Origin of the sequence: Sphingomonas sp. PP-CE-1G-424, assembly GCF_004341085.1 — a bacterium.
Lineage (GTDB): Bacteria > Pseudomonadota > Alphaproteobacteria > Sphingomonadales > Sphingomonadaceae > Sphingomonas.
In genome coordinates this window covers 206067-230661 of record NZ_SLXW01000003.1, presented here as the reverse complement: position 1 = coordinate 230661, position 24595 = coordinate 206067, and the positions used below count along the sequence as shown (strand labels likewise).

Sequence of the window (24595 nt, the reverse complement as noted above, 5' to 3'; positions counted from 1 at the left end):
GATGTCGGCCTTGCAAGCCACCGCCGCGCCGTGACATCCGCCTATCTCGCCGATCCGGAGCTGCCGCGTGAGCCACAATACGATCATCCACCGCATCGTTCGGCCTGCCGTCCGGATCGCCGCGCGAACCGCGATCACGCCCAACCAGATCACGACGGTGAGACTGGTGTCGGGCATCGCCGCCGCCGCGTGTCTTGCGGGCGGGACCTATGGCTGGATGGCGATCGGCGGGGTCGTGTTCGTCGTATCGATGCTGCTCGATCGCGCCGATGGCGAACTCGCGCGGCAGACCGGACAGATGAGCGTGTGGGGCTATCGCTACGATCTCGCCAGCGACTGCATCGCCAGCGTCGCCACGTTCGTCGGGCTGGGGATAGGGTTGGCCGCCACGCACGGCACGGCCGCGCTCTGGCTCGGTGTCCTCGCAGGCGTCGGCATCGGCACGCTGTTCGCCGAACTCAATGTCCTGAACTTCGCCGACGTCCGCGGCTATGAGCTCTCGGCGGGCTTCACCGTCGATCCCGACGACGCGATGATCCTGGTGCCGGTGCTGATCTGGCTCGGCCTCGCCTGGCCCATGACGATCGCCGCAGCGGTCATCACGCCCAGCGCGGCGATCGTCCTCGCGCTGCTAACCCTGCGTCGCCGCGGCTAGCGCGGGGCGCATCGCGATCACCAACCGGTCGAAATCCGTCGGACCGACCGCGCCGATGCAGCCGATCCGGAACGACTCCGCTTTGGTCAGCTTGCCCGGGTAAATCACGAACCCGGCTTCGGCGAGCGCGTCGTAGAAGGTCGTGAAATCGAAGCGATCGGGCGATCGGAACGTGGCGATGATCGGTGCCTGCAACGATCGATCGAGATACAGATCGAGGCCCACGGCATCGGTGCCGCGCAACAGCGTCGCGAGGTTGCCCGTATAGCGCGCAAGCCGGGCGGTGCTGCCACCCTCCGACTCCAGCCGCCGGAGCGCTTCGACGAGGGCCGCGACGACCTGCACCGGCGGGGTGAAGCGCCACTGACCATTCGTTTCGAACCCACGCCACTGTGCGTGAAGGTCGAGGCTCATCGAAGCGCTCTGTCCGGCGCACTGCTCCAGCACCGCGCGGTCGACCAGCGCGAAGCCGAGGCCCGGCGTCCCCTCGAGGCACTTGTTGCTGGAAGCGAGGATCGCGGCGACCGGCAGCGTGGACAGGTCGATCGACAACGCACCGAAGCTTGCCATCGCATCGACGATCAGCAAGCGACCGGCGTCGGCCACCACCCGAGCGACCTCTTCAAGCGGATTGAGCAGCCCGGTCGTCGTCTCGACATGGACGAGCGCGACGTGCGTGATCGCCGGGTCCGCCGCCAGCCGCGCCGCGACGACCGTCGCGTCGACCGGTTCGTTCTCGTCCCAGCGCAGCGTCTCGACGGCACGCCCCAATCGTGTCGCGATCGCCGCCATACGCTCGCCATAGGCACCGTTGATCAGCACCAGCAGGCGGTCGTCCGCGCCGAGCAACGTGCCGGCCGCCGCCTCCAGCGCATAGGTACCACTACCCTGGATCGGCACCGCGACATGGGTCGCCGCAGCGTTCGCGACGTCGAGCAACCGCCGCCGCAGTTCCGCTGTGAGCGCGATGAACGCCGGATCGCGCGAGCCCCAGTCGTCGAGCATGGCCCGGCGCACGGCGGGATCGGTGGTCAGCGGACCGGGCGTCAACAATAGAGGCGTCACGATAGTCCTTCCTGCAGGCTGCCGACCGGCGGTCGCGCTTCCATTCGGTGCCATACGACCAGCCCCGGCAGGCCCAGCGCGAGCTCGCGGATACGGCGGATCAACGATAGCGCGAGCGCCTGCTGCGGAGGGATGCCGAACATCGCGCAGATCAGCAGATATCCCCCCTCCTGCACACCGAGCGCGCCGGGAATGAGGAAGCCGACGCCGCGCACCGCCTGCCCCAGCCCCTCGATCACCAGCGCCTCCCGCAGCGACGCGTGCACCCCGAGGACGTGCAGCCCGGCCCAGGTCTCGATCCCGCCGAGCAGCCACGACAGCAGGTGCCAGCCCGCCGAACGCGACAGTCTGGCGGGGCTCCGGTACAGCGCCAGCACGGCGGCGTTCAATCCGGTGAGATCGCTTGCCTTGGTCCAGCGGGCGACGCCGCGTTCGATCAGCGCGAACAGGCCGAAGCGCTGCGCGACAACGAACGCCACGGCCATCGCGATGCTCGCCACCGTGACGCCGATCGCGAGCGTCATAGCCTCGCCGCCATGCGGTCCGGCGATCAGCAGAGCGACGCACAGGATCGTGAAGATCGCCTGAGTCGCGCCCTCAACCGACAGATCGACCATCGACGAGGCCAGTGATGGTGCGAGCGGCGGTCCGCGTCGCGCCAACAACCGTGCGCGTACAAGATCGCCGCCTATCTGTGCCACCGGTAGCAAAGCGTTCACCGACTCGCGGATCCAGCGCAGGACATACAAGCGCGACACAGGCGCGCGCCGGTCGAGCAGTTCCTGCCAGCCGATCGCCGATGCGAACGTCTGTGGCAGGTGGAGCAGCACGACGAGCGCAATCCCCCATCCCGCCTGCCGCAACGCGTCCAGGATCCGCGCGAAATCGTTCGTGGCGATCAGCGTGACCGCTAGGATCAATCCAATGACGACCGCCAGGATCGCGGACCGCTTCACCGCGCGAGGAACGCCTTGAAACGCCGCGCGACGGCCTCTGGAGTCACGGTCGGGCGACCGAGCGTCGCCATCGATCCTGGCGCGATGCGGAGGTGGATCATCGACGGACGACCGGCGGTGGCGGCTTCGGCCCATGCCCGCTCGAACCCGTCAAGGTCATCGCACGAGGCGGCATAGCCATAGCCGCAGGCAACCGCGACCGCGGCGAAGTCGACCGAGGCCGAGACCGTCGCCTGCCCGCCGGTCGAGTCGTGTACGCCGTTGTCGAGCAGGATGTGGATCAGGTTAGCTGGCGCCTCCGCGCCGATCGTCGCCAGCGTGCCAAGCTTCATCAGCGCCGCACCGTCGCCGTCGATGACGACGACGCGCTTCGCTGTATTAAGCGCGACGCCAAGCGCCATGCCGGCCGCGCCGCCCATCGATCCGACCTGATACAGATGCTGCTCGCGGTCGGCGAGCGTGAACAGCTCGCGGCCCGACTTGCCGGTGGTCGCGATCACCGCGGTCGAATCGTCCGTGAGCGAGAGGAACCGTTCGAGTGCCGCGACGCGGGTCGGTCGCGCGCCGCAGGTCGCGTAATCCGCAAGTCGTCCTCGCGCAGGCAGATCACGTGGGCGCTGATCGAGCGCGGTATCGGCGACGTCGCCTTTCGCCATGACGAACGCGAAAGGCTGAGACGTGGCGTCCATCGCAGTGACCGCCTCGCGCAACGACGGCACGATCGCGGCGTCGACATTCGGGAACGCTCGGTGCTCGATCCCCATCACGCTCAGCAGATCCTGTGTGATCTCACCCATCACGACATGCTGCGGTTCGTCGGGTTCGCCCGGCCGGCCGCGCCACGTCGTCACCAGCAGCGTCGGAATTCGGAAGGGTGCGTTGAGCGAGGTCAGCGGATTGACCATGTTGCCGAGCCCGGAGTTCTGGCACATCGCCACCGTGCGGCGCCCGGCAAGCCACGCGCCCGCGGCGATCGCGACCGCCTCGCCCTCGCTCGCCGCGCCGACATAGCGAAGCGCGCGATTGGACAGCACGCCGTTGATCAGCGGCGTCAGATAGCTGCACGGTACGCCGGTGTAGAAATCGAACCCGGCGGCCGATGCCTCGGCCATGAAGGCGTCCGCGGTGATCATCAGGTGAAGTTGCGTGCGTCGGCGACGTCGGCGAGCGTGTTGACGTCCATCCAATGGCCCATGAAATACTTGACGCGCACCGGGTGCTTGGCGGCGATCCGGGTAAGCAGCAGCGGCAGGTCGGCGGTTTCGAGCGAGCCCTCGGCGGACAGCGCGGCGATCTCCTCGCGCAGCCACGTCGCGCCGGTCGCGCTGAATCGCGCGAGGCCAACCCATTCACCGCTCGCGTCCGCGGCCAGATCGCTGCCCATCCGGATCATGTGCGCGGGCGCATCGTCGAGATAACCGCCCGAGAAGGGATGATCGGCGAGCACCAGATCGCGTACGCGCGTGTCCTTGCGCTGCGCGGCGTCGACCGCGAGCACCACGTCGGCCTTGCTCGAAAGCAGGCTCTCCAGAATGTAGTTGCGGAACAGCACGTCGCCGTACGACACCACCAGCTCGCCGGTCAGCGCCGCATCCGCCTGCGCCAGCGAATACGCCTCGCCGGTCTCGGCGAAGCGATCGTTGTCGACCGTGCGGATGCCCTTCACCGCCACCGCGTCCTTGGCAAAGCCGCGCACCACGGTCACGTCGCGGATGCCACTGTCGGCGAACGTCGCGATCTGGCGCGCGAGCAGCGATTGGCCGCGTACGTCGATCATGCATTTGGGTTTGTCGCGAGTCAGTTCGCCGAGATCGCCGCCCGACGCCGCCAGGACGATCGCGCGCGGACGCGGCGTCTCGGGCAGATAGCGCCGCTCCGCCTCCTCGAGTTCGGCGTTGCCCATCAGGCGGAACACCTCCTTGACCGGGATCACGCGGCCCTCGACGTTGCTCAGCGACTGTTCGTCGTGGATCGTCCTCGCGGTCTCGCGCATCGCCGTGATCGACGCGCGCATCAGGTGGTTCGCCCAGATCACCGTCGAGATGCCCGCCTCGCGGAACAGGTCGGTCGGCGTGGCATAATAGGTGGTCGGGACGATCACGACCGGCGCGCGGTTACCCCAGCGCCGGCAGAATTCGAAGATCTCGGTCGGCTCGGCCTTCTTCGAATGGATCAGGATCGCATCGGCCCCGGCCGCGTGGTACGCCTCGGCCCGGCGCAGCGCCTCTTCCATCGGCCGGCTCGAGATCAACGCCTCGATCCGCGCGACGATGACGAAATCGTCGCTGGTCTGGCTGTCCTTGCCGGCGGTGATGCGGCCGCAGAATTCCCCGATCTCGGCCAGCGGCTGATCCTCGCCGATGAACGAATTGGTCTTCGGGAACAGCTTGTCCTCGATGCAGACGCCGGCGATGTTGCGTTCGCCGAGCTTGCGCACCAGCCGCCGGACATTGTTGAAATTGCCGTAGCCGGTGTCGCCGTCGACGAGGATCGGCAGCGCGCAGGCGTCCGCCATGTATTCCAGCACGTCGAGCACCTGCGTCCACGACGCCTCGTTGCTGTCGCGCAGGCCGAGGCTGGCAGAGATGCTGAGCCCCGACGCCCAGAGTCCGCCGAACCCGGCCTCTTCGGCGATCTTGGCGGACAGGCCGCTATGCGCCTCCATCAGGAACGCGAGGTCGGGACGTTCGATCGCGTGCCGCAACATCGCTGCTCGCGACAGCGATGGAGTCGGCGTGGTGAAATCGGCGGACAGGTCGTTCATGAAATGGGGCTTTCGATGATCGTGCAGGCGTCGCGGCAGGCCCGATGTGCTTGGCCCCGGCAAGCCGGCTCGTTATAGACGCCAGGCCATGCAAACAAGCCAACCCCCTGCCGCCGCCGCAGAAACATCGCCGATCGCCATCATGCTCGCGGCCGGGGTCGGTCGACGGCTGGGCGAGACGCATGACGGCCCGAAAGTGCTGCTCGATTTCGACGGCCGCTCGCTGCTCGACCGCCATCTGGCGGCGCTGACGGCGGTGGGCGTCGACGATCTCGTCATTACCGTCGGCCATGAGGCAGAGACGTTGCGGCACGCGATCGGCGACCGCGCGGGGACCATGCTCAACCCCGACTACCGACAGGGCAGTCTCGTATCGCTCTGGGTGCAGCGCGACCGCTTGCGCGCGGGCCGGGCGGTCCTGCTGATGGACGGCGACGTGCTCTACGATACCCGGATGCTGGCGCGACTGGTCGCCGCGCCGGGCGAGGCGGTGCTGCTTGTCGACCGCGAACTCGAACCGGGCGACGAGCCCGTGAAGGTCTGCTTCCGGGGCGAGACGATGGTCGATTTCCGCAAGCGCCCCGAGCATGCGCACGACTGGCACGGCGAATCGGTCGGGTTCTTCAAATTCGGTGCGGCGATGGCGGCTAAGCTTGCCGACGCCTGCGACCGCTATGTCGCGGCCGGTCGCACCGACATCGAGTACGAAGAGGCGATCCGCGACCTGATGCTCGCGGAGCCCGATGCGTTCACTTACGTCGACGTCACGGACCTTCCCTGGACCGAGATCGATTTCCCTGAAGACGTCGCCAAGGCGCGCGACGCGATCCTCCCGCAACTGGCAGCCTGACATGGCCCTGAACGATCCGCATCCGCTGACGGCAGAAGACCTGACGCATTTCGCCGAGACCGGCTGGGTTGCCCGTCGCCGCCTGTTCAGCGCCGATGAAGCCGCGGAGATCGCACGCTGGACCGACGAACTCGTCGCCCTGCCCGAGATGCCCGGTCGGCACATGGTCTATTACGAAGACAGCCTGACCACTCCTGGCGAACGGGTGATGCAGCGGATCGAGGACTTCTGTCCCTATCACGCGGCGTTCGATGACCTCGTCCGTCACGGACGGCTTTCCGCGGCGGTCGCGCAGCTACTCGGCAGCCAGGCGGTGCTGTTCAAGGAAAAGATCAACTTCAAGAAGGCTGGCGGCGCCGGGTTCGAACCGCATCAGGACCAGCAGGCGGGCTGGACGACCTATGCGCCGATGTTCGTCACCGCGCTGGTCGGCATCGACCGCGCGACGACCGAGAATGGCTGTCTGGAGATGACCAGCGCACCGCGTCTGTCGCAGATGATCGGCGAGGAATGGCAGCCGCTCAGCCCCGAACAGATGGCTGCGTTCGATCTGATCCCGGTCCCGACCGAGCCCGGCGACGTGCTGTTCTTCGACAGCTACGCGCCGCATGCGTCGAAGCCCAACCTGACCGACGCGCAGCGCCGCATCCTGTACCTGACGTACAACGCCGCGTCGGACGGCGATCACCGCCGCCGATATTACGACGACAAGCGCGCCAACTTCCCGCCGGATATCGAACGGTTGCCGGGAGCAAACTACGTTTTTCGTGTGTAGCGTCGCAGCGCTTCGGGTTCGTCGGTCTGGATTATGCTGATGCCGGCGCGTTGCAGGCGACCCCATACCGCGTCGGGATCGCGCAGTGCATCGACGTCGCCGCCATAGCCATCGACGAACCCCTCCCAAAGCGTGTTCACCCAGATGCGTTCGTGGGCCGCGCGCGCAGCGGCGACGACGCCGGGCAGAGCGGCAGCGGGCATGCGCGGCAGTTCGATGCCGATCGCACGCCGTCGGCCGGAGGCCTGGCGCGTGACGATCCCGGCAAGATCCGCTCCGGCGGCCTCCCCACTGGACAGGATCGGCATGAACGGCACACGGTCGTACGGCGCCATCGCGGCCAGCGGCGCGCTGCCGACACCCGCGACGGTCTTCACGATCACCCGGTCGGTCGCGCCCGAGCGGACCACGGCCTCGATCACCTCGGCATAGATCGCGTCCTTGATGTCGAGGTTCAGCACGATCCGGTTGCCGGCGTGCGCCAGTATCTCGTCGAGCGTCGGCACCTGCTGATCGGTGAGGCTCGCATCCTTCTCGCCTTCGTTGTCGCGCAGTCGCAACGCCTTGATCTCGGCGAGCGTGAGATGATCGACGGCGCCGGTCCCGTTGGTCGTCCGATCGACCGTCGCATCGTGGATCATCACCAGATAGCCGTCGCGGGTGCGGCGCACGTCGGTCTCCATGATATCGATGCCCATCGCCACGCAGTGATCGAGACCCGTCAGCGAATTCTCCGGCGCGCTCGGCAAATCGTGGCCGGGCGCCGGATTATGGCACCCGCGATGCGCCGCGATCAGCAGGCGGCCGTTCGGATCGGCCAGCGCGGCATGGATTTCCCGTACGTTGCGCGGCTGCACCGGAGCAGCGGTAGAAACCGCGGGCAGCGCGGCGAGCGTAAGCAGGGCCAGCGCCCCGAGATGCGATCGTGTCATGGCAGACCTTTCCGGGATCAGAATTTGGGCGTGAAACGGAGGCCGAGCCAGAAGGTCGTCGGTACGGAATAGCTGTCCTTGAGCAAATTCTTGTCCGGCCCCGCAAAGCTCGTCAGGCGGCTATGAGTCAGGTTGCTGACCTGTCCGATCACCGCGATGCCGTTCCGCAGCGTGTAGGTCGCGGTCAGGTCGACCTGCTCGCGCGGCGCCCAGTACAGGTCCTGCCAGGCGATATCGTTGATGATCGTGCGCAGCGCCCTGCCCTGCCGGTTGTACGCCGCGCGCAGTTCCAGGCCGTGTTTCGCATGGAACACGCTGGCGTTGAGCGTGCTGTCGGGCTGGCCGACGAGCCGGTCGATGCTGCGCGCGACGCCGGCGCTGCTCAACACGTCGATCCGCCCGCGGAGCAACGCCGCGTTGGCGCTGACGCCGAAGCCGCTCAGCAGCGTGTGGATGAACTCGAGCGAATTCAGCACCGCGCTCGCCTCGATCCCCTTGATGCTCGCCTTGCTCGCGTTGGTCGGCCTGGTGACGACCGCGTTGACGTAGTTCACCCCCTCATAGGTGTAGCCGACCGAGGCCGCGTTGAAGATCTCGTCCTTGATGTCCTTGTAGAACCCCGCGAGCGAGACGATCCCGCCATAGCGGCTCGACAGTGTCCAGTCGGTGGCGAGGTCGAGATTGGTCGACCGCCGCGGCTTGATGTCGGGATTGCCGATCGTGACGTTGACGCCGGTCGCCGCGCCGTTGCCGAGATCGCTCGCATTGACGAAGCCGATCGAACTGCGCGCGGCATAGCTGTCATAGCTGGGTCGGCCGATCGTCTGGCTGGCCGCGGCGCGCAGGTCGATCGCGTGCGTCGCGTGCCAGGTCGCGATCGCCGAGGGCAGCAGGTAGGTGTAGTTTGACCTGGTCGGCTGATCGACGAAGACGCCGTTGCGTTTGATCCGTCCGACGGTCGACTGGTCGGTGTGATCGAGATGCACGCCCGCCTGCGCGTTGATCGCCGACGAGACGTAGCTGGCGAGCGCATAGCCGCCCGCGATCTTCTCTACGTGGCGGAAATCGTCCTGGTTGTTGTAGTTCGACTGATCCGTGCTGTTGAGGATCGATCCGGGTTGCGCGGTGATGTCGCGGACCGCGGCGGCCGGATCGATCGTCAGCAGGTACAGGCCATTCGAATAGTTCAGCGGCGCGCCGCCGGGGCCGACCGCGGTCGCAAGGCCGATCGGCCGACCTGTCGTGTTGGGCTCCAGATCGATCCGGTCGAGATTGAACTTGGGCCGATCGTCGGTGTAGCTCGCGCCTGCCGCGAACCCGAGACCGTCCGCATCGGCGCCCTGATTGAAGCCGTAATCGAGCCTGCCGGTCAGCACCGTGTCGCTGGCGTGCCGTTCATTGTTCGGCCGGTAATAGAGCAGGCTGTAGTTCGCCAAATTGTTGTAGGCGGCCGGATCGACCGCGAACTTCTGATCGAGGCGGCTGGTGTCGTAGGCGAACGCGAAGTTCGGCGTCGCGGTCGGCGTGGCCCCGGCGATGCCGGGCGCCGGCCGTGCGACGCCCGTCGCGTATTTGATCATCTGGAACACTTCGTCATAGGTCGCGCGCGACGCGCTGCCCTTGAGCGAGAGCGTCTGGCGATCGCCGGGCTGCCACGTCAGGCCAGTTTGCGCGACGCGCGTCCGCGTGACGATGTCGGCGTTCTCCCAGCCCACTTCGACGTCGCCGCCGGGATAATTGCCCGAGGTCGCGGTCTGGTTCTGAACGTTGCCGCGGTTGCGCGGGTCGATCAGGACCTCGTTGCGCTCCATCTTGTCCTTGAAGTAATAATAGCCGAGCGACGCATAGGCCTGGAGCGTGTCGGTGGGCCGGACCTCGAACTTGCCGGTCAGACCGTAGCGATCGCGCTTGTCCATCACGTACCAGTATTTGTCCTGTTGCGGCACCGCGAAGCCGTTGCCGAGGCCGGCGCCGGTCTGAAGCTGCCCTGCCGCATTGTAGAAGGAATAGTGGATCGTATCGGTCGTCATGTGCGTGTCGGTGTAGCTGCTGAGCGTCTGGTAATTGCCCGACAGGACGACGCCGTACTGGTGGTTCGCGCCAAACGTCGTGCTGACGGTCGCGCCGAGCCGCGTGCCGAAATCGGGCTGGTGGCGCGGCAGGCCGGTATCGTTCGCATGGCCGAGCGACGCCTCGGTCGTAACGAACGGCTTGCCGCCCCCTTCGAACGCGCTGCGCGTCACGATGTTGATCGCGCCACCGACTGCGTTCGGATCGAGATCGGCGGTGAAGGTCTTCACGACCTGCAACTGGCTGATCATCGACGCGGGCAGGATGTCGAGACGCACCCCGCGCGAGATTGAGCCGAGCGTTCCGTTGGGCGTGCCGGGCGAGGCGAGCTGCAACCCATCGATCGTCACGTTGTTATACGCGGGGCCGAGCCCGCGGATCACCGGCGTCGCGGCCTCGTCGCGCGGATGCTCATTGTCGGTCGCAGGCAGGACCGACAGACCAGGGATACGCCGCAACGCCTCGACGATGGTCGCGTCCGGCAACGCGCGGACGTCGTTCGATCCGATCACGTCGATGATGTTGGTCGCGTTGCGCTTGGCCTCGATCGCGACGTTGTTGGCGCGCCGGATGCCGGTGACGACGATATCCCCGGACGGCGCGGTCGCGGGTTCAGTCGCCGACGTCTCGGTCGCCGACGGGGCGTTCGCCTGCTGTGCCGCGACCGGACCGACGATAGCGATCGACGACACGCCGGCGAGTGCCAGCAACCGAAATGAAAACCCAACCATGCGATGATCCCCGCCCGTCTGGCCGGCATCGACTGCCCGCCCCCAATGACGGCGCGGCTAGGCGGTGGTTGTGGCAGTTTTATTTATTTATCCGGAAATAAATCGCGTCATCGTTCGGCATTCGGGGCGACGAGCTGGTGGATGGGAAGCAGTGCGGCGCCTACCGCCGCCGCCCAACTGCCAAGTCGCGACACATGCATTTTCGGCCGCGGCAAATGGGGGAAGGCCGTCGCCCAGTCGGCGCGTTCCAGCGCTGCACCGAGCGCTTGGAGGATCGGCAGCGGCAGCGCGCCCGATACGACGATCGCGCCGGGATCGAGCCATGCGACCCCACTATCGGCGGCGACCGCCAGCTGCTCTCCAGCCCGCTCGACCCACGCGTCGATCAACGCGGCATGCGTATCCTGATGCATCTCGACCTCGTTCAGCGCGCGGATGTCGGCGCCGGCCGCCTGCAATTCGGCGAGCAGGTCGATCCCCGACGGTCGCTTGGATTTCCCCGGGAACAACCGGCCGATCTCGCCTGCATTGCCGTGCTCGCCGCGCAGGATCGCACGGTCGACGATAATCCCCCCGCCGACCCCATGCCCGATGAAGAAGACGATCGCCGAACTGCACGTGCGGATCAGCCCGCTGTCGTAATATTCGGCGAGCGCGGCGAGCGTCCCGTCATTCTCGATCCAGACCGGCAGGCCGAGATAGTCGGCGAACAGCCGTTGCAGATCGAGATCGCGCCATCCCTGCAACCAGTCGACCGTCCAGCGCCGCGTCGGATCGCCCGCGAGCGTCGGCCCGGTCGCCGCGACGCCCAGCCCCAGGAAGCGCGACCGCAGCACATTGTGGCTCATGCTCAGCCCGCGCAACCGTCGGTCCACCGCCTCGACGAACGCGCGCGGATCGGGGCTGTCGAACGGCTCAAGATCGCGGACGATCACCGTGCCGGCGAAATCGACCAGCGCGATCTCGAGCCAGCCCGGATGCAGCGTCGCGCCTGCCGCATAGCCGCCGCGGCTCGATATACCCAGTGGTACGATCGGCCGGCCGCGCCCTGCCCGCTGGTCCTGGACATGCTCTTCGACCAGCCCGAGCGCGATCAACTCACGGCTCAAGCGCGTCACTGCGCCATTGTGCATGTCGAGACGGTCGGCAAGGGCAGTGCGCGCGCTGGGGCCACTGATCCGCAGATCCCAGACGATGCGTTTCTGATCTTCGGACAGCAGGATCTCAGGTTTCGGGTGCACGCGGTCATCCTGCCGACTGACGAGACGCACGCCCTAGCGTCCGGTACGCATCGCTGCTCGATTTAATTCGCGTACGTCAATAATATCCGGCGGCGTTAGACACGCACGCGGCAGCGGGATGCGCCAGAGGTCGGGCAATCAGGGCTACACTCGTCTTGCAGGAAATCTTCGGATGGATCGCGACCAAAAAAAGGACTGCGCACCCTTCCGTATGGGCCCCGGTGCCTTATCGGGGGAACGGCGAACGCCTGATGGCGAGTGTCTCCGCGACGCTCCGGCATAACGGATGAAAGGATACGGCGTGGATTCCATGCGGCGAGGTACGAATGCTGGCGGAATGCGACGGTATAATGAGCGCCTGATCCTGTCGGCCGTTCGACGGGTGAACGGCGCTTCGAAAGCGGAACTCGCGCGCATGACGGGCCTGTCACCTCAAGCCGTCGTCCGCATCGTCGATGAACTGGCCGAGGTCGGGCTGCTGTTCCAGGCGGGCAAGCGCACGGGTGGCATGGGCCAGCCGGCGACGATCTACCGGATCAACGGCAAGCGGGGATATACCGTTGGCGTCGAGGTCGGGCGCGGCGACACTACCATCGTGCTCCTGGATTTCGACGGAGAGCGCAAAGCGGTCGGTCGCCATGCCGGCAGCTTCCCCTCGATCGATACCGTGCTCGGCCACATCGACGCGTTCATCGACGAACACCTGGCATCGGCGGACCTGTTGAGCGCCGAAGCGTTCATGGGCATCGGCATCGCGATGCCGTGGTTCCTCGGCGAATGGCGCGACGAACTTGGCATATCGGTGGATCAAGCCGACGAATGGCGCCGGGCCGACGTGGCGGATCGGCTCCAGGCCGGCCTGACTTGGCCGACGTTCTTCGAGAACGACGGTAACGCCGCGGCCCTGGCGCAGCTGCTATGCGGCGCCGGCGTCGACCTTCAGGATTTTCTCGCGATCAATATCGGCACGTTCGTCGGTGGCGGACTCGTCTTGGGCGGTCGGGTGCATCAAGGCCGGCACGGCAATGCCGGAGCGCTCGCCTCGATGCCGGTCTGCGCCGCTGGCAAGAGCGACTATCTGGTCCACCACGCCTCGCTCTACGCGCTCGACCAAGCCGTGTGCGACGAAGAGCGCGCCGCGTGGACGCTTCGGTGTGTCGAGGCACTGGCCTTCGCGGTGACCAGCGCCAACAGCCTGCTCGATCTCGAAGCCGTGATCATCGATGGCGCAATTTTGCCCGCGTGTCTGGACGACATCGCTGCCGGACTGCGCCGTCACTTCTCAACCGATGCGCCACCAGATTTCTTCGCGCCCGAGATTCGCAAAGGCACGCTTGGCAACTTGGCCGCCGCGGTAGGAGCAGGCCTGCTTCCCCTTCACGCGAGCTTCACCCCGGACTTGGCGAGCCTGTTTAAAAAGGGTTGATCCGCTTACCCCTGAATTAAAACGCGCATCCCTCTCTATTGACGGGATTTTTAACTGTCCTTGACAGACTAGATCACATTAGTAGATTTAGTAGCTGACCGCGAAGACGTGGCTGGTGTCGGGAGAGGAAATTCGTGTTCGTTCGTTCTGAACTATTGTTGGCGTCCGTTCGTCTTCAGGTGAGCGCCCATGGTTGAGCCTTTGCTCCTTGGTGCGATCGAAGCGGGCGGGACCAAGTTCCTCTGTGCCATTGCCGATCGTGACGGCACGCCGTTGATGCAGACTCGCATCCCCACCACGACGCCGGACGAGACGCTCGGCGCAGCAAGCGCCTTTTTCGCCGAAGCAGCACGGCGGCATGGCACGCTCGCGGCCTTCTCGATCGGAAGCTTCGGCCCGCTGTCGTTGAATCGTGTTGCTGCCGACTACGGCTGCATCACGTCGACCCCGAAAGCGGGCTGGCAGAACGTCGACCTCCTCGCGCATTTCGGCCGCACGATTGCCGCGCCGACCGCGCTCGATACCGACGTGAACTGCGCTGCGGTCGGCGAACGGCTGTTCGGCAGTGGCCAGGGTCTCGACACGTTCTGCTATGTGACGGTCGGCACGGGCATCGGTGTCGGCGTGCTGATCAACGGCGCTCCGCACGGCGGTGCCAATCATCCGGAGGCAGGCCACATCACGCTGCCCCGCGCGCCGGGCGACGACCGGTTTGCCGGGATCTGTCCGTATCACGGCGACTGCCTAGAAGGCCTGGCCTGTGGGCCCGCGATGCACGCCCGGTGGGGCGTACCGGCCGAAACACTGCCCGGGGATCATCCGGCATGGGACCTCGAGGCGGATTACCTCGCCGGTCTCTGCGCGACGCTTACCTACACCGTACGCCCCGATCGCATCATCATCGGCGGCGGTGTCATGCAACCGCTGATGTACGATCGGGTGCGCCGCGCGCTGACCGCGAAGCTGGCCGGCTACGATGCCAGCATGCGCACGATCGACATGGCCAACTATGTCGCCGCGCCGACCGCAGGATCGTCGGCTGGTCTGACCGGCGCGCTCGCGCTCGCTTATCGGACGGCGACGCGGCAGTGGCCGACGCATTGGACGATCACCGAAACCACCTCCATCGAAGCGGATGCCGTCAATGCATAGTGTTATGAGTGCCGGCGACGCCGGGATCGTCGATGACGCCCGGGCAACCCCGGCGATCATCATGAGCGCGGCAGGGGCTGCACTCGGTGGCCTCCTGTTCGGTTTCGATACCGCCGTGATCTCGGGCGCGACCAACGCGCTGCAAAACCAGTTCGCGCTGACCGAGGCGTCGTTGGGCTTCACCGTCGCCTCGGCGCTGATCGGTACCGTCCTGGGATCGCTGATAGCAGGAGCGCCGGCGGATCGGTTTGGCCGGAAGGCGATCATGCTGTCCGTCGCGATCGCCTATGTCGTGTCGTCGCTCGGGACTGCGCTGGCGCACGACTGGTACGTGCTGATCGCGTTCCGCTTCCTTGGCGGCGTGGCGATCGGTGCCGCGTCGGTCGTGACGCCTATCTATATCGCCGAGGTGTCGCCTGCACGGTTCCGCGGTCGCCTGGTGGCGATGAACCAGCTGAACATCGTGCTCGGCATCCTCATCGCGTTCCTCTCCAACTATGTCATCGCGCAGGTGTTGCCGCCCGAGACGGCGTGGCGCTGGATGTTCGGTATCGTCGCGATTCCCTCGGCCGTGTTCCTGGTGGTCACGTTCTTCCTTCCCGAAAGTCCAAGGTGGCTGGCCGTGCGAGGACATCGCGAGCGTGCAGTCGCCGCAATGACGCGTCTCGGGTTCAGCGATCCCGATGCCGAACTTCTCCGCATCGAAGCCGCGGACACGCGCGAGGCGGTCAAGGGTGCTCCGCGTCTGTTCCAGGCGTCGCACACGCTCCCCGTCGCCTGCGCGATCGCGATTGCGATGTTCAACCAGCTCTCGGGCATCAACGCGCTGCTCTATTATGCACCGCGCATCTTCGAGCTGGCGGGTGCCGGCGCCGATAGCGCCTTGCTGCAGTCGGTCGCGGTCGGAGGCACCAACCTGTTGTTCACGGCGCTGGCGCTGTTCCTGATCGATCGGTTCGGCCGCAAGCCGCTGCTGTTCGTCGGGTCGATCATCTGCGCCGCCGCCTTGCTTCTGGTCGGCTGGCAGCTCGAACGCGCCGCGCCGGACGGCACGCTGATCCTCGTCGGATTGCTCGCCTTCATCGCGGCGTTCGCCGTGAGCCAGGGCGCGGTGATCTGGGTGTTCATCTCCGAGGTCTTCCCGAGCTCGGTGCGCGGCAAGGGTCAGGCGCTCGGCTCGACCACGCACTGGGTGATGGCCGCGATCATCACCTGGCTGTTTCCGGTGGTCGCCAGCGCCGTCGGCGGCTGGGTGTTCGCGTTCTTCGGGGCGATGATGCTGCTCCAGTTCGTCTGGGCCTGGAAGGTGATGCCGGAGACGAACGGTGTCGCACTGGAAGACATGGATTTGCGCGGAGCGGCAGCATGAAGACGATCGCATTGCTCGTGGCGGCGGCCGCCGTTCTCGCAACCTCGGCATCGGCGCAGCGCGCCGACCCGCGGCCCAGCTACCATTTCGCCCCGGCCAAGAACTGGATGAACGACCCCAACGGGCTCGTCTACTATGACGGCGAATATCACCTGTTCTACCAGTACAACCCGCATGGCGATCGCTGGGGGCACATGAACTGGGGCCACGCAGTCAGCCGCGATCTCGTTCACTGGCAGGAACTGCCGATCGCGATTCCCGAGACGGCGGACGTCATGGCGTTTTCCGGTAGCGCGGTTGTCGACTGGAACAACACGAGCGGGTTCGGGCGCGACGGCGAGCCGCCGATGATCGCGATATATACCGGGCACAACCCCAAGGCAAAGCTGCAGTCGCAGTACGTCGCCTACAGCAACGATCGCGGTCGGACCTGGACCGTCCACGGCGAGGTGCTGAGCGTCGGATCGCCCGAGTTCCGCGACCCGAAGGTCTTCTGGCATGCGGCCACCAAGCGCTGGGTCATGGTCGCGGTGATGGCGCTGGAGAACCGCGCGGTGATCTTCACCTCGCCCAACCTCAAGCAGTGGACGTTCGCTAGCAGCTTCGGTCCCGCCGGCGGTCGCGGGAAAAACTGGGAGTGCCCGGATCTATTCGAACTGCCGGTCGATGGCGGGGCTTCCGGCGAAAAGCGCTGGGTCCTCGGCATCAACCTCGGCGACAACGCCGTCGGTGGTGGCTCGGGTGGTCAGTATTTCGTCGGCGACTTCGACGGTACCCGGTTCACGCCGGTGCAGGGTTGGCCCGGCGACGCGCAATGGATGGACTATGGTGCGGACTTCTACGCCGCCGTGTCCTGGAACGATCTGCCGAAGGACGATCCCCGACGCATCTGGATCGGCTGGGCGAACGACTGGCGCTATGCGGAGGCGATCCCGACTTGGCCGTCGCGCGGACTGATGACCGTCCCGCGCCAGGTTACGCTGCGGAAATCGCCCGAGGGGTATCGCATCCTGCAGGCGCCGGTGCGCGAGGTCGCAGCTCTACACGGCAACCGACAGGATTTCGCCGCCACGCTGCGCGACAGCCCGACCGCGCTTCCCGTCCAGAGCGGCTCGGCGGATTTGCAGTTGGCGATCGACGCTGGTTCGTCCGAGCAGGTGGCGATCACGCTCACCGATGGCGAAGGCTATCAGACCGTCGTCGGCGTCAACCCGGCCGTGAACGAGGTCTTCGTCGATCGGACGCGCTCGGGGCCGCATTTCCATGACGGGTTCGCCGCCCGCCACGTCGCCCCGGTCGACCTGAAAACCCGCCGCGTGAAGCTGCGCATTCTGGCCGACGAGTCGATCCTGGAAGTCTTCATCAACGACGGCGAGCGCACGATCACCGACCGGTTCTTCCGTGGCAGTGGACCGCTCCGGTGGAGCGCGTCCTCGCGCGGCGGCAGTGCGCAACTGAAGCTCACCGCATGGTCGATGACCGCCGGCGCAGTGAAGACGGCGGCGAAGTGATGACAGGTCGCGAACCCTGGCGGGCGAGTGTGCCGGATACAGGCTGACTATCGGGCTCAAGACCCGGGCCACCAACGATCGAACACACAATAACGTAATAAAAAGGGGATTTTTATGACGAGGTCTTTTCACGCCTTGCTGGCGTCCGCGGCGATCGTACCGATGATCGTGGCATCCGCCGCTTGGGCGCAAACCGATGTGTCGCCGGCCACCAACCAGACCGGCGCCACACCGGCACAGACGTCCAGCGATCCGGTGCCGAGCCCCGCGCCGACCAGCGCAGCGCAGGTGCAGTCGGACGCCGCGCCCGAGAACGCGTCGGCAGGCGCGGACAAGGACATCGTCGTCACCGGTTACCGCGCCGCGCTTGGCTCCGCGCAGGAACTCAAGCGCAATTCGTCTTCGATCGTCGACGCGGTCGTCTCCGACGATATCGGCAAACTGCCGGACAACAACGCTGCCGAAGCCATCTCGCGGATCGTCGGCGTCACCGTCCTGCGCTACAACGACGAAGCCGGCGTCATCCTCGTGCGCGGCCTGCCGGACGTCGCCACGACGTTCAACGGGCGCGAGTTCTTCTCGGCCGAAGACCGCGTCCTGCATCTCCAGGATTTCCCGGCCGGTGTCGCCGCGGGCATCGAGGTCTACAAGTCGGGGACGCCGGATCTCATCGAGCCCGGTCTGGCAGGGCTGGTCAATCTGCGCTCGCGTCGTCCGTTCGACGTGAAGGACACCGAGATCGCCGGCGAAATCCGTGGATCGTACAATGATCAGTCCAAGGCGTTCGACCCGTCGGGCAACCTCCTCCTGACCAAGCGTTGGGATACGCCGATCGGCGAGATCGGCGCGCTGGTGAACCTCAGCTATACGCGCACCACGTACCGCAATGCCGATCGCTATGCGGATTCCGCCGTCATCACGCCGCGCGGTTTCGGCGTCGACACGCCCGCCGACGACCTGACCGTCACCACCCCTGGCGTCGGCAACTTCAGTTTTCCGGCAAACGCCGGCAATTTCTACGAGAAGGGCGTCCGTCACCGGCCCGCCATCAATGGCACGATCCAGTGGCGCCCGTCGGCCAATCTCGAAGTCTACGCGGAAGGTCTCTGGCAGGCGTATCGCGGCAACGTCCTGCGGGACTCGTTCAACGTCAACTTCGAACGTCCCGACGCCAACGGAGTCGCCCCCACGCTCAGCAACGTCGTGCTGGTACCCGGCGAACCGAACAAGGCCGCGAGCTTCACCAAGACCGGTGGTTACGTTCCCGAGTTTTCCCGCGTCGCGCAGGACGATCGCACGGACACCTATCAGGGCGCCTTAGGCTTCAAGTGGACGACCGGCCGCGCGACGCTGTCGGGTGATTTCGCGTACACCAACAGCCGCTACAAGGCGTCGGAGATCACCGTCGATTCACAGCTTGCCACCGCGCCGACCATCAACGTCGACTGGAATGCGCGCGGGTCGGCGGTGTTCGATCTGGGCGGGTACAACATCACCAATCCGGACACCGCGCGCTGGCGTGGTCTGAACCAGCGCGAGTTCGTCGCGAAGGGCAACGGCCTTCAGGGGCGTTTCGATCTCGATCTCGAAACCGACTGGAGCTTCCTGCCGCATCTTCAGTTCGGCGTCCGGGCCAGCGACCGCAATGCGTCGTCGCAGAACAACACCCGCTACGCCTACACGGCTGGTCTCAACATTCCCCTCGCCAGCCTTCCCACCGGCGCACTCGAGGTGATCACGGACGGGTTCCGCAACGATCCACAGCGCTTCCAGAACTGGCTCGCGCCCAACCGCGACGCGATGATCGCCAACAGCGAGGCGTTGCGTCAGCTAGCCTATCAGTCGGTCCAGCGCGCCACCGTGCTGTTTCCGAACGATGGCGGCATCCGCGATGCCGTGACCAAGTACGCCACGGCTGAAATCCCGGTCGATCCGCTGGGCGGCTTCACCGCCAGCGAGGCAACCTACGCATTCTACGGCCAGGGCAAGTTCGCCTTCGACCTCGGCGGTATCGAGGTCGACGGCACCGCCGGCGCGCGCATCGTCAACACCGATGGCGCGTATCGCGGTTTCAGTCGCGTACAGGCGAGCAACGGCAGCGTCGGCATCGTGCCGACGACGACCAGGCAGAACTATGTCGACGTCCTGCCGTCCGCGATCGCGCGCGTTCGCTTCTCGCGCAAGTGGCAGATGCGTCTCGGCTACACGCAGACGCGGACCCGCCCGGGGTTCGGTCAGTTGAACCCGTCGCTCAACATCACCGCCAACAGCCCCGGTCCGGACGGCTCGCCGCCGCAGTTCGATGCGACCGGCTCGGGCGGCAATCCGAACCTGCGCCCGCTGACGTCGAAGAACTACGACTCCACACTGGAATGGTATTTCTCCAAGAACGGGTCGGCATCGGTCGCCGCGTTCTACCGCGATCTCAACGGCTTCATCGGCGACTACACGCAGGTCGTGAACGACCCGATCTACGGCCGCGTCCAGCTCAACCGTCCCGAGAATGCGGGCAACGGACGCATCAAGGGTATCGAGGCCTCGGCGCAGACGTTCTTCGACTTCCTTCCCGGTCTGCTCTCGGGCTTTGGCGTGCAGGCGAACGCCACCTATCTCGACGGCACCAACCAGTTGCCGCAAACGCTCGGCGACAGCGAGCGCCAGGTGCGGATCACCGGTCTGTCCAAATGGGCCTATAATCTCACCGGCTTCTACGAGAAGGGCAAGGTGTCCGCGCGCCTCTCGTACAACTGGCGCTCCGGCTACACGACCAGCTACAATCGCACCATCAACGAGACGCAATATGCTGGCGAGCTCGTCCGTCCGGTATCGCGACTGGATTTCTCGGCGAGCTTCGAGCCGTACAAGAACATCTCGCTCGTAGCCAACGTCAGCAACATCCTGGCGCAGCCGTTCAGGAACTACCGTTACTATAACGAGACGCAGTATTTCGGTCGCGATCTCCGGATCGAAGGTCGATACATGAGCCTCGGCCTGCGCTTCAAGATGTAGCGCCCTGTCCTGCCCCGTGCGGTGTGGTGATCCCACACCGCACGGATCTTGATCTCCGTTCCTGATCCGTCCGGTCGCAGGACGCCGGAGGCCGCTTGCCAAGCCCATGCCAACAGGAGGCCGAGGCCTTGACGCGCGAGACACTCTACACCCGGCGCACGACGCTCGGCCTGATCGCCTCGCTGCCGATGGTGAACGCCTGCGGGCAGTCGTTGGCCCGAGCCAGCGCCAACCCGATGACCGGCTCGGAGGTATCATTTCCGCCCCCGCCAGCCGGCACACCCCAACTGTCGAATGGTCGACCGCGTTATCACATCGCTGCCCCCGCCGGTGGCTGGATCAACGATCCGCAGCGTCCGCTGAAGATCGGCGACACCTGGACGCTGTGGGGGCTCTACAATCCCACCTACCCTACCGGCGGTACCAGCTGGCGGCGCTGGACGTCGAAGGACCTCGTCACATGGCAGGACCGAGGCATCGCGATTCCCCGCAACACGACGCGCTTCGGCGACGTGTGGAGCGGCAGTACCGTCGTGGATACGGCGAACACGGCGAGTTTCGGCGCCGGCACGCTCGTCACCCTCGTCACGATGCCGGTGCCGGGCGCCGGCCAGTCCTGCGCCTTGTGGTACTCGCAGGACAGCGGCGCGAGTTTCGCGTTCCATGACATCGTCCTGCCCAATCCCGGCGGTCACAAGGATTTCCGCGATCCCACCGTGTTATGGCATGCGCCGACCGAACGCTGGGTGATGACGCTCTCCGAGGAAGGCAGGATCGGGATCTACACTTCCACCAATCTCAAGCAGTGGACCTATGCCAGCGGCTTCGCCTCGACGATCGTTGGCCGCATCATGGAATGCTCGCACCTCTTCAAGCTGCATCTGTACGACGCGAACGGCGAGATCTCGGCAGACAAATGGATATTGCTGGTCGGCGGCAACGGCACCAAACTCGGCTTTACCGTGGGCGCCTATTATTGGGTCGGCGAATTCGACGGGACGAGTTTCACCGCGGATGCCCTGGAGGGACAGTGGGTCGACGGCGGTGCGGATTTCTATGCCGCAGTGGTCTGGACCGATCCGGCGGCGGCTGATCCCCTCGCCGCGGCGTACGCGATCGCATGGATGAGCAACTGGGATTACGTGAAGAAAATCCCGATCGCGCACGACTACCGCGGGCAACTCAGCCTTGTTCGCCAGCTACGGCTTCAGCGTGTCGGCGATATCCCGCGCCTGATCAGCACGCCGCTCACCGCGCAGGATACGGTGTTTGCCGAAGCCATTGCCGGACAGGATCAAACGATCACCGAAGGGTCGGAATATGTCTGGCCGGCAGGTGCACAAACCGCAGCGTGTCGTATCGATCTCGCGATCGCCCGGGTCGGCCAGATCTGGCCAGCCAAGGTCGTGCTATCGGTTCGAGCCGATGACCGCTTTGCGACCAGATTCATCTTCAGGGCGCACGACAATATCATCTGCCTGGAGCGGAACGATAGCGGCCCCAATCAGCCGGACGGCGATGTATGGCGACAGCCCCGAAGTATCGCCTGCGACTTCACCAAGGGCGCTGTGAAGATCAGCCTGTTCATCGACTCCGGTTCGGTGGAGCTTTTTCTCACCGATGGAACGGCGACGATGTCGGCCCTCATCACCGCGCCACTCGATGCCACCGAACTGCACCTGAAGAGCATTGGCAGCAGCGTGACCGTGTCGGACGTCGCGATCAGGCCTGTCGATAACTCCAGCCGATCGAAACCCGTTTTGTCGGCGCTCTAAGGTCATCCGGCCGGACGACCTTACACCGGACGACCTTCACAGGCGTGAGGTTATTGTCAGTCGCACGTTGCGCGGCGCCCCCGGCGTCGTCCACACGTTGGCGTACGAGCTCGAGATGTAATATTTGTCGAAGATGTTATCGATATCGACGCGCACCGTCAGGTGCTCCGACACGGTATAGCTCAAATTCGCGCGCGCGATGGTGTAGGCCGGCAGACGATACCCGCTGGCGAACGGATCGCCAGCCCGGCTCCCCGAGTGGCTTACACCACCGCCCACCGACAGCCCGCCGATCTGTTTGACGGCAAACAGCGCCCACGCGTTCTTGGGCACGTTCGACAAGCGCGTACCGATCAGCGTCCGGTCCACGTCCTGCCGGACGGTCGCGTCGACATAGGTGTATGTGGCCGTGGCGTAGAGATCGTCCGTCACGTTCACCGTGGCTTCCGCTTCGGCGCCCCGCGAACGCTGGCGCCCGATCTGGCTTTTCACGAACGGGTCGGTCGCGTTAGGATTCAGGACGTTGCGCTTCTCCATGTCGAACACTGCCGCCTGCCCCGTCACCACGCCGTGCAGGACCGCGAACTTGGCGCCCACTTCGGTCGAGCGGCTCCGTTCCGCGTCGAACGTGGAAATGCCGTCGGATGGATTGAGCCGCAAGGATTGCCCCCAGCTCGTGTAGAGCGACAGGCCCTTGCCGAGCTGCCATGACAAAGCGGCGCGCGGCGTCACACCACGGTCCACCGTATCGAGATCGGCATTGCCGGTCAGCCGATTGCGCACGGTCTGTCGAAAGCTGTTCCACCGCGCGCCGAGCAGCAGCGTAAAATCGCCCGCGCGGACGATATCCTGCGCATACACGCTTTCGCTACGAAAAGATTCGGTACGACTGACGTTGGCCGGCGGTACCGGCAAGGGCTGGCCGTAGACCGGGTTGAACAGGTCGATAACCAGGAGCGGGCGGGTGGTCGTGCCGCGCGCGCGATCGAGCCGAAAGTCCATGAAGTGGCGCACCCTGTCGACGCCGAGACGCAGGTCATGGTCCAGGCCCAGGAAGCGCAGCGATCCCGTCAATTCCGCGCGCAGCGTGAGGTCGTCCCACGCGAAATCATGATAGCGGCGGTCGCGCCCGGCGGTGAGTCCGTTCGCCTGGAGGCCGCGAGCGCCGAAATCGACCATGGTGCCGAACCCGCGTAGCGAACCGCCACGCTGGCTGCCGCCGATCTCGAGCCCGATACCATTGCCCAGGTCCGCGAAGACCGTGGCCTGTTGCCACAGGATCTTCTGGACAATCGGTCCGTCCGCCGGTTCGCCCAGGAACGTGTCCCGGTCCATCGCCCGCGCATTGCCCGCTATGCCGACCACGCCGCGATCCAGCGTCGCTTCGTTACGCATATACTCGGCCTGGTAGAGGACGCGCAGCGCGTCGGACGCCTGCCATGACACCGACGGCGCGATCAGGCGGCGCGATCCTTCGACATGGTCACGGAAGCTGCCATGCTCCTCGCCGACGCCGATCAGCCGAACGGACACCCCCTTGGCGATCGGTCCGCCGACGTCGCCCGTCAGCCTCCCGCTGTTCCAGCTTCCATAACTGGCGCTGGCCGAAGCATGAAGGTGATCGAGTGGCGCCTTGGTGACGATATTGATCGATCCGCCAGGCTCGCCCCGGCCGGATAGCGCTGCGCCGGCCCCTTTCAGCACCTCGATCCGCTCGACCGTCGCGGTGTCGATGGGCGCGTTGTAGCCGAGATTGCTGCTGAAGCGGTTGATCATGATGTCCGGACCGGCGTTCTCGTCGCCGGCAAATCCGCGGATCGCGTACTTGTCCCATAGTCCACCGAAATCGTTCTGGCGCGACACGCCGCCGGCAAGATCGAGCACGTCGTCGAGCCGGGTGGTGTTGAGCGCCTCGAGTTCCTTTTGGCCGAACACGCGCACGGATTGCGGGTAGATTCTGATCGGTACGTCGCTGCCCAGGATGCTGGCACTCGCCTTCCGCGCGGTAACGACGATATCGCTTCTGCCACCGCTCGCCACGTCGCGGTCGGCGGCGTCCTGCGCGTATGCCGTCATCGGCAGGCCAATCCCGATACCCAACGCGATCACGCTCAGGCTCGCATAGGCTACGGTCCGACGGGCGCTCCGGCTGTAACTTTGACGCATCGACGATCCCTTGGTTTCGCCCGCGGTTCTCCGCTGCAGCGATTTCGCCCGCTTATGGCTAATGCGAGTGGATTGCAACAATGTGTCGCGGATCGATCGCGTCGCGGACCAATACCTAGATTGGCCTCAGTGGGTTTCGCCAACAGCC

Annotated in this window: 17 protein-coding genes; 9 read left to right on the top strand and 8 right to left on the bottom strand. The window is 65.7% G+C overall.

The genetic code is table 11. From position 1 onward, the window contains the following. Positions 1 to 67: 67 nt before the first annotated feature. A complete protein-coding gene (locus C8J43_RS11275) occupies positions 68 to 655 on the top strand; it encodes a CDP-alcohol phosphatidyltransferase family protein (RefSeq protein WP_133030988.1) in 588 nt (195 codons plus the stop codon). Here the strand turns inward: C8J43_RS11275 and C8J43_RS11270 are convergent. Genes C8J43_RS11270 through aepX form a run of 4 tightly spaced genes read right to left on the bottom strand, consistent with a single transcriptional unit; the run spans position 632 to position 5440 of the window. Continuing rightward, positions 632 to 1720, bottom strand: coding sequence for a 2-aminoethylphosphonate--pyruvate transaminase (locus tag C8J43_RS11270; protein ID WP_207893381.1), 1089 nt, complete (start codon positions 1718 to 1720; stop codon positions 632 to 634). The genes C8J43_RS11275 and C8J43_RS11270 overlap by 24 nt on opposite strands. Next, a complete protein-coding gene (locus C8J43_RS11265; protein ID WP_165899610.1) occupies positions 1717 to 2676 on the bottom strand; it encodes a lysylphosphatidylglycerol synthase domain-containing protein in 960 nt (319 codons plus the stop codon). Before C8J43_RS11265 ends, C8J43_RS11270 begins: the two co-directional genes overlap by 4 nt. Next, entirely contained in the window at positions 2673 to 3809 is a 1137-nt protein-coding gene (gene aepY, locus C8J43_RS11260) for a phosphonopyruvate decarboxylase (protein ID WP_133030985.1), read from the bottom strand. Before aepY ends, C8J43_RS11265 begins: the two co-directional genes overlap by 4 nt. Further along, positions 3809 to 5440, bottom strand: a complete 1632-nt coding sequence (gene aepX, locus C8J43_RS11255) for a phosphoenolpyruvate mutase (protein ID WP_133030984.1) — start codon at positions 5438 to 5440, stop codon at positions 3809 to 3811. The genes aepY and aepX overlap by 1 nt, the downstream gene beginning before the upstream one ends. An 88-nt stretch (positions 5441 to 5528) precedes the next feature. Between aepX and C8J43_RS11250 the strand changes: the two genes are divergently transcribed. Together C8J43_RS11250 and C8J43_RS11245 are read left to right on the top strand one after the other, a co-directional pair. Beyond that, the gene (locus C8J43_RS11250; RefSeq protein WP_133030983.1) at positions 5529 to 6290 is read left to right on the top strand and encodes a phosphocholine cytidylyltransferase family protein; all 762 of its coding nucleotides are present in this window, start codon (positions 5529 to 5531) and stop codon (positions 6288 to 6290) included. 1 nt (position 6291) lies between these two features. Further along, positions 6292 to 7065 (top strand): phytanoyl-CoA dioxygenase family protein, encoded by a 774-nt coding sequence (locus C8J43_RS11245; RefSeq protein ID WP_133030982.1) that lies wholly within the window; start codon positions 6292 to 6294, stop codon positions 7063 to 7065. Here C8J43_RS11245 and C8J43_RS11240 read toward each other — a convergent pair. The 3 genes from C8J43_RS11240 to C8J43_RS11230 all read right to left on the bottom strand — a co-directional run bounded on the left by C8J43_RS11240 (position 7047) and on the right by C8J43_RS11230 (position 12039). Next, the gene (locus C8J43_RS11240; RefSeq protein ID WP_133030981.1) at positions 7047 to 7997 is read right to left on the bottom strand and encodes a glycerophosphodiester phosphodiesterase family protein; all 951 of its coding nucleotides are present in this window, start codon (positions 7995 to 7997) and stop codon (positions 7047 to 7049) included. The genes C8J43_RS11245 and C8J43_RS11240 overlap by 19 nt on opposite strands. 17 nt (positions 7998 to 8014) lie before the next feature. Next, the gene (locus C8J43_RS11235; protein WP_133030980.1) at positions 8015 to 10798 is read right to left on the bottom strand and encodes a TonB-dependent receptor; all 2784 of its coding nucleotides are present in this window, start codon (positions 10796 to 10798) and stop codon (positions 8015 to 8017) included. Positions 10799 to 10905: 107 nt separating this feature from the next. Next, positions 10906 to 12039, bottom strand: a complete 1134-nt coding sequence (locus tag C8J43_RS11230; RefSeq protein WP_133030979.1) for an ROK family transcriptional regulator — start codon at positions 12037 to 12039, stop codon at positions 10906 to 10908. 337 nt (positions 12040 to 12376) lie between these two features. Here C8J43_RS11230 and C8J43_RS11225 point away from each other — a divergent pair, with 337 nt between their 5' ends. The 6 genes from C8J43_RS11225 to C8J43_RS11200 all read left to right on the top strand — a co-directional run bounded on the left by C8J43_RS11225 (position 12377) and on the right by C8J43_RS11200 (position 22281). Next, complete coding sequence (locus tag C8J43_RS11225; RefSeq protein ID WP_243645541.1) at positions 12377 to 13465, top strand: ROK family transcriptional regulator; 1089 nt, start codon at positions 12377 to 12379, stop codon at positions 13463 to 13465. 189 nt (positions 13466 to 13654) lie between these two features. Further along, entirely contained in the window at positions 13655 to 14617 is a 963-nt protein-coding gene (locus C8J43_RS11220; protein WP_133030978.1) for an ROK family protein, read from the top strand. Further along, positions 14610 to 15986, top strand: a complete 1377-nt coding sequence (locus tag C8J43_RS11215) for a sugar porter family MFS transporter (protein ID WP_207893380.1) — start codon at positions 14610 to 14612, stop codon at positions 15984 to 15986. The genes C8J43_RS11220 and C8J43_RS11215 overlap by 8 nt, the downstream gene beginning before the upstream one ends. Next, positions 15983 to 17497 carry a glycoside hydrolase family 32 protein gene (locus C8J43_RS11210; protein ID WP_133030977.1) on the top strand — a complete coding sequence of 505 codons (1515 nt, stop codon included), beginning with the start codon at positions 15983 to 15985 and terminating at the stop codon, positions 17495 to 17497. Before C8J43_RS11215 ends, C8J43_RS11210 begins: the two co-directional genes overlap by 4 nt. 114 nt (positions 17498 to 17611) lie before the next feature. Continuing rightward, on the top strand, positions 17612 to 20506 hold the full coding sequence (locus tag C8J43_RS11205) for a TonB-dependent receptor (RefSeq protein WP_243645540.1): 2895 nt from the start codon (positions 17612 to 17614) through the stop codon (positions 20504 to 20506). 128 nt (positions 20507 to 20634) lie between these two features. Beyond that, positions 20635 to 22281: a glycoside hydrolase family 32 protein gene (locus C8J43_RS11200; RefSeq protein ID WP_133030976.1), complete on the top strand. Its 1647-nt coding sequence runs from the start codon at positions 20635 to 20637 to the stop codon at positions 22279 to 22281. Positions 22282 to 22317: 36 nt separating this feature from the next. Here C8J43_RS11200 and C8J43_RS11195 read toward each other — a convergent pair whose 3' ends face one another. Next, on the bottom strand, positions 22318 to 24447 hold the full coding sequence (locus C8J43_RS11195; protein WP_243645539.1) for a TonB-dependent siderophore receptor: 2130 nt from the start codon (positions 24445 to 24447) through the stop codon (positions 22318 to 22320). Positions 24448 to 24595: the final 148 nt, after the last annotated feature.